The 13,790-nt window shown below is 57.8% G+C and carries 15 protein-coding genes; 6 read left to right on the forward strand and 9 right to left on the reverse strand.

All coding sequences use genetic code 11. The features are described from left to right. Nucleotides 1-36: 36 nt before the first annotated feature. The 6 genes from G6041_RS08515 (at nt 37) to artJ (ending at nt 4,722) form a co-directional block, all read left to right on the forward strand. Nucleotides 37-564: a lipoprotein gene (locus G6041_RS08515; protein ID WP_012125232.1), complete on the forward strand. Its 528-nt coding sequence runs from the start codon at nt 37-39 to the stop codon at nt 562-564. A gap of 202 nt (nt 565-766) precedes the next feature. Then, a complete protein-coding gene (artP, locus tag G6041_RS08520; RefSeq protein WP_004388042.1) occupies nt 767-1,495 on the forward strand; it encodes an arginine ABC transporter ATP-binding protein ArtP in 729 nt (242 codons plus the stop codon). A gap of 20 nt (nt 1,496-1,515) precedes the next feature. Then, on the forward strand, nt 1,516-2,247 hold the full coding sequence (gene artI, locus G6041_RS08525; protein WP_041460557.1) for an arginine ABC transporter substrate-binding protein ArtI: 732 nt from the start codon (nt 1,516-1,518) through the stop codon (nt 2,245-2,247). A gap of 8 nt (nt 2,248-2,255) precedes the next feature. Continuing rightward, on the forward strand, nt 2,256-2,972 hold the full coding sequence (gene artQ, locus G6041_RS08530) for an arginine ABC transporter permease ArtQ (RefSeq protein WP_007888487.1): 717 nt from the start codon (nt 2,256-2,258) through the stop codon (nt 2,970-2,972). Continuing rightward, nucleotides 2,972-3,640, forward strand: coding sequence for an arginine ABC transporter permease ArtM (gene artM, locus G6041_RS08535; RefSeq protein ID WP_012125234.1), 669 nt, complete (start codon nt 2,972-2,974; stop codon nt 3,638-3,640). Before artQ ends, artM begins: the two co-directional genes overlap by 1 nt. Before the next feature lie 350 nt (nt 3,641-3,990). Continuing rightward, the gene (artJ, locus tag G6041_RS08540) at nt 3,991-4,722 is read left to right on the forward strand and encodes an arginine ABC transporter substrate-binding protein ArtJ (RefSeq protein WP_012125236.1); all 732 of its coding nucleotides are present in this window, start codon (nt 3,991-3,993) and stop codon (nt 4,720-4,722) included. Nucleotides 4,723-5,118: 396 nt separating this feature from the next. Here the strand turns inward: artJ and rlmC are convergent, their stop codons facing one another. The 9 genes from rlmC to nfsA all read right to left on the reverse strand — a co-directional run bounded on the left by rlmC (nt 5,119) and on the right by nfsA (nt 13,665). Beyond that, nucleotides 5,119-6,246 carry a 23S rRNA (uracil(747)-C(5))-methyltransferase RlmC gene (gene rlmC, locus G6041_RS08545; protein ID WP_012125237.1) on the reverse strand — a complete coding sequence of 376 codons (1,128 nt, stop codon included), beginning with the start codon at nt 6,244-6,246 and terminating at the stop codon, nt 5,119-5,121. Between the two features lie 52 nt (nt 6,247-6,298). Further along, entirely contained in the window at nt 6,299-6,733 is a 435-nt protein-coding gene (locus G6041_RS08550; protein ID WP_012125238.1) for a YbjO family protein, read from the reverse strand. A gap of 113 nt (nt 6,734-6,846) precedes the next feature. Further along, a complete protein-coding gene (gene potI / locus G6041_RS08555) occupies nt 6,847-7,692 on the reverse strand; it encodes a putrescine ABC transporter permease PotI (protein ID WP_012125239.1) in 846 nt (281 codons plus the stop codon). Continuing rightward, nucleotides 7,689-8,648: a putrescine ABC transporter permease PotH gene (gene potH, locus G6041_RS08560; RefSeq protein ID WP_012125240.1), complete on the reverse strand. Its 960-nt coding sequence runs from the start codon at nt 8,646-8,648 to the stop codon at nt 7,689-7,691. Before potH ends, potI begins: the two co-directional genes overlap by 4 nt. A 10-nt stretch (nt 8,649-8,658) precedes the next feature. Continuing rightward, nucleotides 8,659-9,792 carry a putrescine ABC transporter ATP-binding subunit PotG gene (gene potG, locus G6041_RS08565; RefSeq protein WP_143336841.1) on the reverse strand — a complete coding sequence of 378 codons (1,134 nt, stop codon included), beginning with the start codon at nt 9,790-9,792 and terminating at the stop codon, nt 8,659-8,661. A 139-nt stretch (nt 9,793-9,931) separates the two neighbouring features. Continuing rightward, entirely contained in the window at nt 9,932-11,044 is a 1,113-nt protein-coding gene (gene potF / locus G6041_RS08570) for a spermidine/putrescine ABC transporter substrate-binding protein PotF (RefSeq protein ID WP_007707336.1), read from the reverse strand. Nucleotides 11,045-11,402: 358 nt separating this feature from the next. Further along, nucleotides 11,403-11,882, reverse strand: coding sequence for a YbjN domain-containing protein (locus tag G6041_RS08575; protein WP_004385778.1), 480 nt, complete (start codon nt 11,880-11,882; stop codon nt 11,403-11,405). Nucleotides 11,883-11,962: 80 nt separating this feature from the next. Further along, complete coding sequence (gene rimK, locus G6041_RS08580; protein WP_007901351.1) at nt 11,963-12,865, reverse strand: 30S ribosomal protein S6--L-glutamate ligase; 903 nt, start codon at nt 12,863-12,865, stop codon at nt 11,963-11,965. Nucleotides 12,866-12,942: 77 nt separating this feature from the next. Continuing rightward, on the reverse strand, nt 12,943-13,665 hold the full coding sequence (gene nfsA / locus G6041_RS08585; protein ID WP_007848889.1) for an oxygen-insensitive NADPH nitroreductase: 723 nt from the start codon (nt 13,663-13,665) through the stop codon (nt 12,943-12,945). Nucleotides 13,666-13,790 lie beyond the last annotated feature (125 nt).

Genomic DNA, 13,790 nt, shown 5'->3' on the forward strand with positions numbered 1-13,790 from the left:
AACGTAGTCCTGCTTACCGGAATAAGGAAATAAAAAATGCGCCATTCAGTTCTGACTCTGGTTCTTCCGTGCGCCCTGCTGCTGAGCGCCTGTACGACCGTGACGCCCGCCTTTAAGGACATCGGCTCGCGCAGCGGTCCGTGTGTGGAAGGCGGCCCTGATACCGTGGCGGAACAGTTCTACCAGCATCGCATCGAACAGCGCAGCCAGGGGCTGACGAACCTGACGTCTCTGCGTCCCTATTTAAGCGATTCGCTCTATCAGTTGCTGGATAAATCGAACCGTGAGAACCATGCCGGGAACGGCTTCTTGCGTTCCGATCCGTTCTCCAGCCGCACCGAAACGCCTGAGCGCGTGCGCGTCGCCAGCGCCTCGCGTATCCCGAACACCGACGCGCGCAATATTCCGCTGCGCGTGGAGCAGCAGCGCGGCGAGACAAAATGGCTTGATGAAGTGCTGATGGTGCGCGAAGGCCAGTGCTGGACGGTGGACGATGTGCGCTATCTGGGCGGCACCGTACATGCGCCAGCGGGCACGCTGCGCCAGTCGCTGGAGCGTCGCTAAGCGCGCTGGGGGTGGCGTGCGATAAACCGTCTGGCTTAGCGCCATCTGGCCGACATTTATTCTTGCCCCACCCCCACCCCGCTATTTCGTGCTGGTTTTGTACCGTAAATGTGGAGAATATTAAGTTTTAACGCACTAATATTGCATAACTATTCTGCCAACGGTACTATTCGCGGTCTCAATTGCTATTCAACTGCTACGCATGAGTATTCAACTAAACGGCATAAACTGCTTCTACGGCGCGCATCAGGCGCTGTTTGACATCACGCTCAGCTGCCCCGAGGGCGAAACGCTGGTGTTGCTTGGCCCAAGCGGCGCGGGTAAAAGCTCGCTGCTGCGGGTACTCAATTTGCTGGAGATGCCGCGTTCCGGGCAGCTCAGCATTGCGGGCAACCAGTTTGATTTCGCGAAGGCGCCGGGCGACAAAGCGATTCGCGAACTGCGCCGCAACGTCGGCATGGTGTTCCAGCAGTACAATCTGTGGCCGCACCTGACGGTGCTGGATAATCTTATCGAGGCGCCGTGCCGGGTGCTCGGGCTCAGCAAAGAGGCCGCGCGTAAGCGTGCCGATAAACTGCTGGAGCGCCTGCGCCTGACGCCGTATGTCGATCGTTATCCGCTGCACCTTTCCGGTGGTCAGCAGCAGCGCGTGGCGATTGCGCGCGCGCTGATGATGGAGCCGCAGGTGCTGTTGTTCGACGAACCGACGGCCGCGCTCGACCCGGAAATCACTGCGCAGATCGTCAGCATTATCCGCGAGCTGTCCCAGACCGGGATCACGCAGGTGATTGTGACGCATGAAGTGGAAGTGGCGCGTAAAACCGCCAGCCGGGTAGTCTATATGGAAAATGGACACATTATCGAGCAGGGCGACGCGAGCTGCTTTAGCGCCCCTGCGACCGAGGCGTTTAAAAACTATCTTTCCCACTGAAGATGACCGGAATAATGACAATGAAAAACGTATTGATTGCCGCGCTTCTTGCAAGCGTTAGCCTTTCCGCCGCCGCAGCACAAACTATTCGTTTCGCAACCGAAGCCTCTTACCCTCCCTTTGAGTCGATGGATGCGGGCAACAAAATCGTCGGTTTCGACGTCGATCTGGCCAATGCGCTCTGTAAAGAGATCGAGGCGACCTGTACCTTCACCAACCAGGCGTTCGACAGCCTGATCCCGGCGCTGAAATTCAAGCGTGTGGACGCGGTCATGGCCGGCATGGATATTACGCCTGAGCGCGAAAAACAGGTGCTGTTCACTACGCCGTACTACGACAACTCCGCGCTGTTCGTGGGTTTACAGGGTAAAAACAGCAGCATCGAACAGCTGAAAGGTAAGCGCGTGGGCGTGCAGAACGGCACCACTCACCAGAAATACATCACCGACAAACACCCGGAAATCACCACGGTGCCGTATGACAGCTACCAGACCGCGCGCCTGGATCTGCAAAACGGCCGTATCGACGCCGTATTTGGCGACACTGCCGTTGTGACCGAGTGGCTGAAAACCAACCCGAAACTGGCCGCCGTTGGCGATAAAGTGACGGACAAAGACTATTTCGGCACCGGCCTTGGCATCGCGGTTCGTCAGGGCAACACCGAGCTTCAGCAGAAATTCAACACTGCGCTGGAGAAAGTGAAGAAAGACGGCACTTACAAGGCCATCTACGACAAATGGTTCCAGAAGTAATCGCCTGAATGAACGATATGTTACCTTTAGCAAGCGCCGCCGGGATGACCGTCGGCCTTGCCGTTTGCGCGCTTGGCCTGGGGCTGGTGCTGGCGATGCTCTTCGCCGTGCTGGAATCGGCGAAGTGGCGGCCGGTCGGCTGGCTTGCCACGGCGCTGGTCACCCTGCTGCGCGGCCTGCCGGAAATTCTGGTGGTGCTGTTTATCTATTTCGGCTCCTCGCAACTGCTGCTCACCCTCTCGGACGGCTTTACGATCCCGCTTGGTTTCACGTCCATTCCGGTACAAGTGCAGATCGATAATTTCGACGTCAGCCCGTTCCTGTGCGGTGTGATTGCCCTCGCCCTGCTCTATTCCGCCTATGCCTCGCAGACGCTGCGCGGCGCGCTGAAAGCGGTGCCGCACGGCCAGTGGGAATCGGGCCAGGCGCTGGGCCTGTCGAAATCGGCGATTTTCTTTCGTCTCGTGATGCCGCAGATGTGGCGTCACGCGCTGCCGGGGCTTGGCAACCAGTGGCTGGTACTGCTGAAAGACACCGCGCTGGTGTCGCTGATTAGCGTGAACGATTTGATGCTGCAAACCAAAAGCATCGCCACCCGCACCCAGGAGCCGTTTACCTGGTACATTATCGCGGCGGCGATTTATCTGGTGATCACCCTGATAAGCCAGTACATCCTTAAGCGTATCGACCTGCGCGCCACGCGCTTTGAGCGGAGGCCGGGCTGATGCTGGATTACTTACCAGAGCTGTTAAAAGGGCTGCACACCAGCCTGACGCTCACCGCGGCGTCGATCGCCGTAGCGCTGGTGCTGTCGGTGATTTTCACGGTTATCCTGACGCTGAAAACGCCGGTGCTGGTCTGGATTGTGCGCGGCTACATTACGCTCTTTACCGGTACGCCGCTGCTGGTGCAGATCTTCCTGATTTACTACGGGCCGGGGCAGTTCCCGTCGCTGCAGAACTCTCCGTGGCTGTGGCATGTGCTCTCCGAGCCGTGGCTGTGCGCGCTGGTGGCGTTGTCGCTGAACTCGGCGGCGTATACCACGCAGCTGTTTTACGGTGCTATCCGGGCGATCCCGGAGGGTCAGTGGCAGTCCTGCGGGGCGCTGGGCATGAGCCGTAAAGATACGCTGGCCATTCTGCTGCCGTATGCGTTTAAGCGCGCGCTGTCGTCTTATTCCAACGAAGTGGTGCTGGTGTTCAAGAGTACGTCGCTTGCGTACACCATTACGCTGATGGAAGTGATGGGCTACGGACAACTGCTGTATGGCCGCACCTATGATGTGATGGTGTTTGGCGCGGCTGGCGTGATTTATCTTATCGTCAACGGCCTGCTGACGCTTCTGATGCGTTTGATCGAGCGCCGCGCGCTGGCGTTTGAGCGCCGCAGTTAGTTCTCTCTGCCCTCTCCCTTTGTGGGAGAGGGTTTTCTGTTTTATGGCGGGTGCGCTTCGCCCGAAAACCTGAATATTCTTTGTAGGGTGGGTAAGCGCAGCGCGCCCGCCTTGCCCGAAAACCTGAATCTTCTTTTGTAGGGTGGGTAAGCGGAGCGCACCCGCCAGTCTGAAAACCTGAATATTCTTTGTAGGGCGGGTAAGCGCAGCGCACCCGCCATCCCCCCATCCGCACAACCAAATAAAATACTTATACGTTTTTATTGCATATAAATTCACTTAATGGCATGGTGTCAACACGCCGGGTAAACGGTGACATAAAACAAGATTGACAGACGGGAGCTTCACGCATGAAAAAAATCATTCTGGCCGCCATGCTCGCTGGCGTCGCATTCCACGCCGCGGCAGCGGATAAAATCAGCTTCGGTTCTTCGGCAACCTACCCACCTTTTGAGTCGCTCGACGCCAGCAATCAGATCGTCGGTTTCGACATCGATCTCGCCAAAGCGTTATGCAAACAAATGCAGGCGGAATGCACCTTCACTAACCATGCTTTCGACAGCCTGATCCCGGCGCTGAAATTTAAAAAATATGACGCTGTTATCTCCGGTATGGATATCACGCCGGAGCGTCAGAAACAGGTCGCCTTTACCGCGCCGTATTACGCCAACTCTGCCATCGTTATCGCCAAAAAAGGCGCATATCAATCTTTCGATGATCTGAAAGGCAAACGTATCGGCATGGAAAACGGCACCACGCACCAGAAATATCTCCAGGATAAACACCCGGAAGTGAAAACCGTGGCGTATGACAGCTACCAGAACGCGATTATCGACCTGAAAAATGGCCGTATCGACGGCGTCTTCGGCGATACCGCCGTGGTAAACGAATGGCTGAAGAACAATCCGCAGCTTGGCACCGCGTCAGAAAAAGTCACCGATCCGCAATATTTCGGCACCGGCCTTGGCATCGCGGTACGCCCGGATAACGTTGCGCTGCTGAAAAAACTTAACGACGCGCTGGCGGCCATTAAAGCCGATGGCACTTATCAGAAAATCAGCGACCAGTGGTTCCCGCAGTAAACATCGTTTTGCCCTTTCAAGGCCCGCCACGCGGGCCTTTATTTTTTATATGGCGCGTAAATGGATGTGAAGATAAGTGACGGGCGTTATGCAGGCCCAGGCGGCGGGTGCGCTGCGCTTACCCGCCCTACGACTCCGAATAAGCCTTACCATCTTATGTAGGGGGGTAAGCGTTAGCGCACCCACCTTTGCATCATGGCGGGTGCGCTTTGCTTACCCGCCCTACAACGCCAATGAGCCTTATCATCTTGCGTAGGGTGGGTAAGCGTTAGCGGACCCACCTTTACGTTCTGGCGGGTGCGCTTCGCTTACCCGCCCTACAACTTCAATGAGCCTTACCATCTTGCGTAGGGTGGGTAAGCGTTAGCGCACCCACCACTTAAAAACGCCCGTCGTTTACTCCCGCACCAGCAGCGTCAACACCTCGTAATGCGCCGTATGCGGGAACATATCGAATAACTGCACGCGGGCGATGCGATAACCCGGCCACTCGCCGATGTCTTTCGCCATCGTCTGCGCGTTACAGCTTGAATAAACTATATAGCGCGGGGCCATATGGCTCAGATATTCACACAACGCCTTGCCGATACCGCGCCGCGGCGGGTTCACGAGAACAAGGTCAGGAACCGCCTGCTGGCCGGTCGCGAAATCGGTCGAATCCAGCGCCTGAAAATGCACGTTACGCAGCCCCAGTGCCTGCGCCGACGCACGAGCGCTCGCAATGGCTTCCGGGGCGATCTCAATGCCGGTCAGCGTCATCTCCGGCGTGGCGCAGTGCAGCCCGAAGCCCCCGACGCCGCAAAACAGATCCCACATATGATTCACCGGCAGCGCGCGCACCCAGTCGCGCGCCGTGGCGTACAGGGCGCTCGCGACCGTCGGGTTGGTCTGGAAAAAGCTCTGCGGACGGATCCACAGCGGCACGCCGTTGAAGCTTTCCGCGAGCGCCTGCTGTTGCGTCAGCCAAATCTCCTCGTCGCCTTCCATAATCGCCATATGCACCGGCTGAATATTGGCGGTCACGACCTTAAGCTGCGGCAATTCCGCCAGCAGCCCAGGCAGCGCGGCGCGCAGTTGCTCAAGTTTCTCCTTCGAGCGCAGCACAAAACGCAGCATCAGCCCGCCGTCGAGCGTACTTTGCGTCAGCAACAGATATTTCAGCTCGCCGCGTTTGCGGGCGACGTTGTACGGCGTCAGCCCCGCGCGGGCGATAAAGGGCTTCAGCGCCGCAAACACGGCGTAAAACGACGCCGGATAGAGCGGGCATTCGGTCAAATCCACCGGCGTGCCGTCGCGATGCAGCATGCCGAGCAGCGGTTTTTCCACGCTCCCGCTCACTACCATTTTCGCTTTATTGCGAAACGCCAGCTCCGGCCCGCTTACCGGCGCGCCCCACTCGCCCACGGGCAGCGCTGCCAGCAGCGTTCGCAGGTCGGTCATTTTGGCGGCAAGTTGGGTGTCGGGGGGCTGTTCAATCCACTGACAGGAGCGGCAGCGCCCGGCGTCATAGAGTGCGCAGTGCATAGCTAAAAACCTTAAGAAAAACGCGGACCGGCGATTCTATCACGCCGCAGGATTACTGTAGCCGGAAAAAACGTCGGCTGCGGGCAGGAATAAACAGCAGCGCCAGCACCAGCAGATCCGGCAGCTTTTGCATCACCAGCGAATGGAAAATTTCGCGCCGCGAGCCGCCTGCGATACTGAACAGCTCCGGGTATCCCCAGCCAAGAGAGGCCGCCCACAGATAGCCGGTCGCGATAATCTGGGTAAGCAGAAAGACCCAGCGGCCCCAGGCGCGGCCCTTGAGGATCACAAACGCGCAGCGGAATTCGATACAGAGTAAAACGAGGCTTGCGAAGAAAATCAGCGTCAGGCTCCAGGTCTGTACGCTGCGGTGGATAAAATCCATCGCGCCGCGCACGCCCAGCAGATTGAAAATCATCAGCAGATCCAGACAGCGCGTAGAAATAATGCCTATCGCCGCCACCTGTACCAGCGTAGGAGCGTTCATTCGGGCGTGTGATTGTCGCGCTTTGCTGAAAATGTCCAAATCTCGCCTTCCCTGTGAAACAGCGCCGCGTCGTGCGCGGCGCCGGGTGCACATGATTGCAGATTTTAGGCGGTTCAGCTACGCCTTGCACGCTGGACATCGCGCAGTCGCTGCTTTTCTGCCCGCGCCATAAAAAACCAGGCGATCAGACCGATAACGCCGACCACGCCAAGGATAATCGACGCCAGCGCGTTGATCTCCGGGTTGACGCCCATACGAACGCTGGAGAAGACCAGCATCGGCAGCGTCGTGGCCCCCGGGCCCGACACAAAGCTTGCGATAACAAGGTCATCAAGCGAGAGCGTAAAGGCGAGCAGCCAGCCGGAAACCACGGCAGGCATGATCATCGGCAGCGTTATGACAAAAAACACTTTCAGTGGCGTTGCCCCGAGATCCATCGCCGCCTCTTCTATCGAGCGGTCCAGTTCACGCAGCCGCGAGCTTATCACCACCGACACATACGCGGTACAGAACGTGACGTGCGCCAGCCAGATGGTGAGCATCCCGCGATCGGACGGCCAGCCGATCGCATGGCCGAGCGCCACAAAGAGCAGCAGCAGCGACAGGCCGGTTATCACATCCGGCATGACCAGCGGCGCGGTCAGCATGAACGCGAACCCATTGGAGCCGCGAAAGCGCCCGAAACGCACCATCACCACCGCCGCGATGGTGCCCAGCACCACCGCCATTGTCGCTGCACAGGCGGCAATCGTCAGGCTCAGCCCCACGGCGTTAATCATCGCCGAATCGTGAAACAGCTCGCCGTACCAGCGGGTCGACCAACCTGCCCATACCGTCACCAGTTTCGAACTGTTAAACGAATAGACCACCAGCATCAGCATCGGCGCGTAGAGAAACGTAAAACCGAGAATCAAAATCAGAATGCGCCACGGGGAACGCACCACAGGCAGATTATTCATGCATGGTCTCCCATCGTTTTATTCTGATATTTGTGGAACCACATGATGGGCACAATCAGCACCACCAGCATGGTGATCGCCACCGCCGAGGCCACCGGCCAGTCTCGGTTATTAAAGAACTCCTGCCAGAGCACGCGGCCTATCATGATGCTGTCCGGCCCGCCGAGCAGTTCCGGGATAACGAACTCCCCCACCGCCGGGATAAACACCAGCATCGAGCCCGCGATAATCCCGCCTTTGGTGAGCGGCACGATGATGCTGAAGAAGGTTTTCAGCGGACGCGCGCCCAGATCGAGCGACGCCTCGACCAGCGAGTAGTCGATGCGGGTTAGCGCGGTGTAGATTGGCAGCACCATAAACGGCAGATACGCGTACACAATCCCGATGTAAACCGCGAGATTGGTGTGCAGGATGGTGAGCGGCTGATCGATAACCCCGAGCCACAACAGCACGTTATTCAGCACGCCGTTCTCTTTAAGGATGCCCATCCAGGCGTAAACGCGGATAAGAAACGACGTCCACGATGGCAGGATCACCAGCAGCAGCAGGATATTACGCGTCGACGGCTTGCTGTGCGCCACCGCCCAGGCGAGCGGATAGCCGAGCAGCAGACAGAACAGCGTGGAGACAGCCGCCACCTGTAACGACTGCAAATACGCCTCGAAATAGAGCGGATCGTCGGTCAGTTGCAGGAAGTTGCCGATATTCAGCGTCACCGATAATTGATCGTCCGCCCAGCTCACCAGATCGGTATACGGCGGGATCGCGCGCGCCATCTCTGCAAGGCTTATCTTGAAGACGATTAAAAACGGCAGCATAAACAGCAGGATCAGCCACAGATAAGGCAGCGCGACCACAAGCTTACGGCCATGCGCCATTTGCAGGCGCGCGAGCCAGAGCCGGAAACCGCCGGGCGCGGCAGACGGCGGCTCGCTTTGACGTTCAATAGTGCTCATCTGTCGCTCCTTACACTGTCAGCACAACGCAGCTGTCCGCGTCCCAGCACAGGCGGACTTCATCACCCCAAGTGGGCGCGCCTTTGCGGTAGCGGTGCGCGTTCTGCAACTGCGCGCTGATCATCTGCCCGCTGTGCAGCCGCACGTGGTAGATGGAGAGATCGCCAAGATAGGCGATATGCACCACTTCACCCACGCCAAAGTTAAAGCCATCGGCGGGCGGCTCGTCGCAGAGCATCACTTTCTCCGGGCGCAGCGCGACGTGAACCGGTACGCCGTCCACCACTGAGGCGTCCGGATCCACTTTCAGCGGATGCACCAGCCCCGGCGCGTCGATGATTAATCCCTCGTCGCGACGCTCGCGCAGCAGCCCGTCGAAGACGTTCACCGAGCCGATAAACTCCGCGCTGTAGCGGGTGGTTGGATGCTCGTAAATCTCTTCCGGCTCGCCGATTTGCACAAACTTGCCGCGGTTCATGATGGCGATGCGGCCTGCCATCGTCATGGCCTCTTCCTGATCGTGCGTCACCATCACGCAGGTCACGCCGACGCGCTCAAGAATATCGACGACTTCAAGCTGCATACGGTCGCGCAGCTTTTTATCGAGCGCGCCCATCGGCTCGTCGAGCAGCAGCAGTTTCGGGCGTTTGGCGAGGCTGCGGGCCAGCGCCACGCGCTGGCGCTGGCCGCCGGAAAGCTGGTGCGGCTTACGCTTCGCGAACTCCTGCATATGCACCAGGCCGAGCATCTCTTCGACGCGGCCTGCTATCTCCGCCTTCGGCAGTTTGTCCTGTTTCAGGCCGAAAGCGATATTCTGCTCAACCGTCATATGCGGAAAGAGCGCGTAGGACTGGAACATCATATTGATGGGGCGCTGGTACGGCGGCACGTGAGAGAGATCCACGCCGTCCAGCACAATCTGCCCGGCGGTGGGAATTTCAAAGCCCGCGAGCATGCGCAGAAGCGTTGATTTTCCGCACCCGGAGGCGCCGAGCAGCGCGAAAATTTCGCCTTTATAGATGGTCAGGCTGACGTCATCGACGGCGTGCTGGCCGTCGAACGATTTGGTCAGGTTACGGATTTCCAGCAGCGGGGTCAGCGCCTTGCGGGGTTTCGCCTGTGGGCGGGGAATAGCGTCGTTCACTACATTGCTCTCCGGCAAAAAGCAAAAGTACCTGTGCGGCCCGGTTGCCGCACAAATGGCAGAACAGAGGCGCGTGTCCTCTGTTCTGTTATGGGGCAGTTGCACCGCCCCGATGCACACCATTTACGGCAAAACGGCCTTATTTACCGCTTTTCACTTTGGTCCAGGCGCGGGTTCTGACGCGATCCAGCTTCGGCTCCTGCACTTTGAGCGTGAAGAGTTTGGCCATCACGTCCGGCGGCGGGTAGATGCCCGGATTGTCACGCACCTCTTTGCTCACCAGCGGCGTAGAAGCTTTGTTACCGCTCGCGTAATAGACGTGGTCGCTGATGTGTGCCATGACGTCCGGGCGCATCAGGTAGTTGAGGAACTGGTACGCTTCGTCTTTGTTTTTGGCGTCCGCCGGCATCGCGAAGACGTCAAAGAACGCCAGCGCGCCCTCTTTCGGGATGGTGTAAGAGATGTTGACGCCGTTCTTCGCCTCTTTCGCGCGGTTCGCCGCCTGCCACACATCGCCCGCCCAGCCGATCGCCACACAGATGTCGCCGTTCGCCAGATCGTTGATGTACTGGGAGGAGTGGAAGTAACGGATATTCGGACGCAGCTTCAGCAGCAGATCGGTCGCCGCACCGCTGTAGTCATCCGCTTTGCTGCTGTTCGGATCTTTGCCGAGGTAATTCAGCACGGTGGCGAAAATTTCTTCCGGGGCATCCAGGAAGGAGACACCGCAGCTTTTGAGTTTTTCGAGATTTTCCGGTTTCAGCACCAGATCCCAGCTATTTAGCGGGGCATCGGTGCCGAGCGCGGCTTTCACTTTGTCCACGTTATAGCCGATGCCGGTGGTCGCCCACAGGTAAGGCATCGCGTATTTGTTATCAGGGTCGTGCTTCGCCACCAGCTTGAGGATTTCCGGATCGAGATTTTTCCAGTTCGGCAGTTTGCTCTTATCAAGCGGCTGGAACACGCCTGCGGTGAGCTGGCGCTCAAGGAAGCTTGCGGACGGCACAACGAGGTCAAAACCGGTGCTGCCCGCCATCAGTTTGCCTTCCAGCACTTCGTTGGAATCGAACACGTCATAGACGACTTTAATGCCGGTCTCTTTAGTGAAATTCGCGATCGTGTCCGGGGCAATATAGTCTGACCAGTTATACACATGCAGCGTTTTCTGTTCAGCCGCCAGGGTCGTCGCAGAAACGGCCATCAACGCACCGGCAACCACACCCGATAACCATTTTTTACTCTGGGTGGACATATCTGTTTTCCTTCTGAATAAAGGGTAAAAGTTCGCGTCGGCGCGAACTAAATTTACGCAATTAAACATATGCAAGATTCATGCATAGATGGTCATTCTGCACAGAAAAAAGAGCGCGGCTCTCCGGCAGACATTGCACGCTGTATGCAGCTTCGCAAGGATAACTGTAGCCTGACCCCGAGGCTATAGCCCGGAATAAAAAACGCCATTTAACAATTTTTTAGCCAGATTTGGTCTATGTGATAAGCCAAAACAGCGATGTGAGCGGTGATTTATGCTATCGCAACAGTTTATTTACAGGATAAAAACGGGAAATACGCAGCCGCCCTGGTGGCGACTGCGCTAAAAGCAGGCGGGATCAGTGAAGAAAATGGTTATTCACTTCGGGTTCCCCTTTTTCATCCTCTTCGGGGGTATAAATCAGGTGATGCGCGCGCGCTTCCATAAGCACCATCGAGGTCTGCTGTTCGCTCTGGCGGTAAAACGCTTCGAACTGTGCCACCGTCACGCCCATTTCCACGAGCAGCGTCTGACAGACGACCAGCTTCGGCAGGTTATCATCCTGAATATCGAGAAAAGCCTTTAAGGTCAACGAACCGGCATTAATGGCTGAGAGATCGGCGGCGACCGTCAGCAGCGCCGAGGGCTTGATTTCCGCCATCGCGGAAAACATCACCACGTTGTCCACCAGATCTATCTTGGCGTCGAATACGCCTTCGAAATTCTGCATATGGGGAAGATGGAGCGCCTGGCAGGTATCACACTCGAAAAAGCTCACGCCGAGGTTATCGAGCCAGCGGCGCAGGGTGTCCAGCGTCGGGACGACGAGTGAATCCATAAAACCTGTAGCCTCTTAGTCAACAAACATGTCAATCGGATAGCTTACGCAAAAAACGGGCGTTATACCATGATGCCGGGTTAACCACCGGTTTTGAGGCAGTAGTCTGGGCGCGCGTGGCGTTCGATCCAGTTGATCATCTGCCCGGCGATATCCATACCGGTGGTTTTCTCAATGCCTTCCAGGCCCGGCGAGGCGTTGACTTCCATCACCAGCGGCCCGCGGTCGGCGCGCAGAATATCGACGCCTGCGACATCGAGCCCGAGCGTGGCGGCGGCTTTAATCGCGATGTCGCGCTCGCGCTCGCTAATCTCCGCGATACGCGCCACGCCGCCGCGGTGCAGATTCGAGCGGAAATCGCCCTCTTTCGCCTGGCGCTCAATAGCGGCAACCACGCGGTCACCCACCACCAGACAGCGGATATCGCGCCCTCTGGCTTCTTTAATATATTCCTGCACGAGGATATGGGCGTTGAGCCCGCGAAAGGCGTCAATCACGCTTTCGGCCGCCTGGCGGGTTTCGGCCAGCACCACGCCGATGCCCTGCGTGCCTTCCACCAGTTTCACCACCAGCGGCGCGCCGCCCACCATATCGATAAGATCGCTGGTGTCGTCCGGCGAATGGGCGATGCCGGTGATGGGCAAATCGATGCCCTGACGCGCCAGCAGCTGCAGCGAGCGCAGCTTATCGCGCGCGCGGGTAATGGCGACCGATTCATTCAGCGGATAACTGCCAAGCATTTCGAACTGGCGCAGCGCGGCGGTGCCGTAAAAGGTGATGGCGGAGCCAATGCGCGGGATCACCGCATCGAAATGCGGCAGCTGACGGCCTTTATAATGCACGCAGGACGCCGCAGGGTTGATGGTCATATAACAGGAAAGCGGATCGAGAATTTCCACCTGATGGCCGCGCCGCGTGGCGGCTTCGCGCAGGCGTTTACAAGAATAGAGCGTACCGTCCCGGGACAAAATGGCGATTTTCACCCTGCACCTCTCTGAACACGTCGTGAAAACCGGCCTATCATACACGCCCCCGCGCGGGCGGGGGAGTGTAAAAAGGCTTAGCGTGTCGCCCAGCCCTGCTTATGCAGATAGTCGAGAATAAACGGGCGGTTCTCTTTAATGATGGTGCGGCGGATCTGATCGCTCCAGGTGTCGCGGCGGGCGTTGCTGTCGCGATGCAGATAGTAGTCGGCTATCTCTTCGTCATATTCAGCAAGCAGTTCACGGTCGACCGGCTGGTAGCGGTTTTCGTGCACCATCAGGCCCGCAGGCATACGCGGTTTCACCTGCGGATTGTCCGCCGGCCAGCCGAGGCACAGACCAAACAGCGGCAGCACATGTTTCGGCAGGCCCAGCAGTTCTGTGACCGCTTCAATGCTGTTACGAATACCGCCGATGTAAACCCCGCCGAGACCAAGCGATTCCGCCGCGACCAGCGCGTTTTGTCCGAGCATCGCGGTATCTACCACGCCAAGCAAAAGCTGTTCAGCCAGCCCCAGCTGCGCATCCGGGCAGATTTGCAGATGACGGTTGAAATCGGCGCAGAAAACCCAGAACTCGGCGGCTTTCGCGACGTGCGGCTGGCCGCCGGTCAGCGTCACCAGTTGCTCACGCATCGCGCGGTCGGTTACACGAATAATGGAGCTGCACTGCAGGAAACTGGAGCTGGAGGCGGACTGCGCCGCGTGGATAATCGCTTCACGCTGGGCGTCGCTGATGGGCTCATCGGTATAGTGGCGAATGGAACGGTGCGAGCAAAGCAGCTCAATCGTTGGCGTCATCACGTTTTCCTTATTCCTGGTGTGTTGAAAAGCAAGCGAAAGCTTGCCCAAAACACATCAGTATAATCGTAATGCGCCAGATGGCGGTTAACGGAACGTTGCGTTAAGAAACGAAAATGAAACCG

Source organism: Cronobacter sp. HA18003 (genome assembly GCF_011605905.1).
GTDB classification, from domain to species: domain Bacteria; phylum Pseudomonadota; class Gammaproteobacteria; order Enterobacterales; family Enterobacteriaceae; genus Cronobacter; species Cronobacter sakazakii.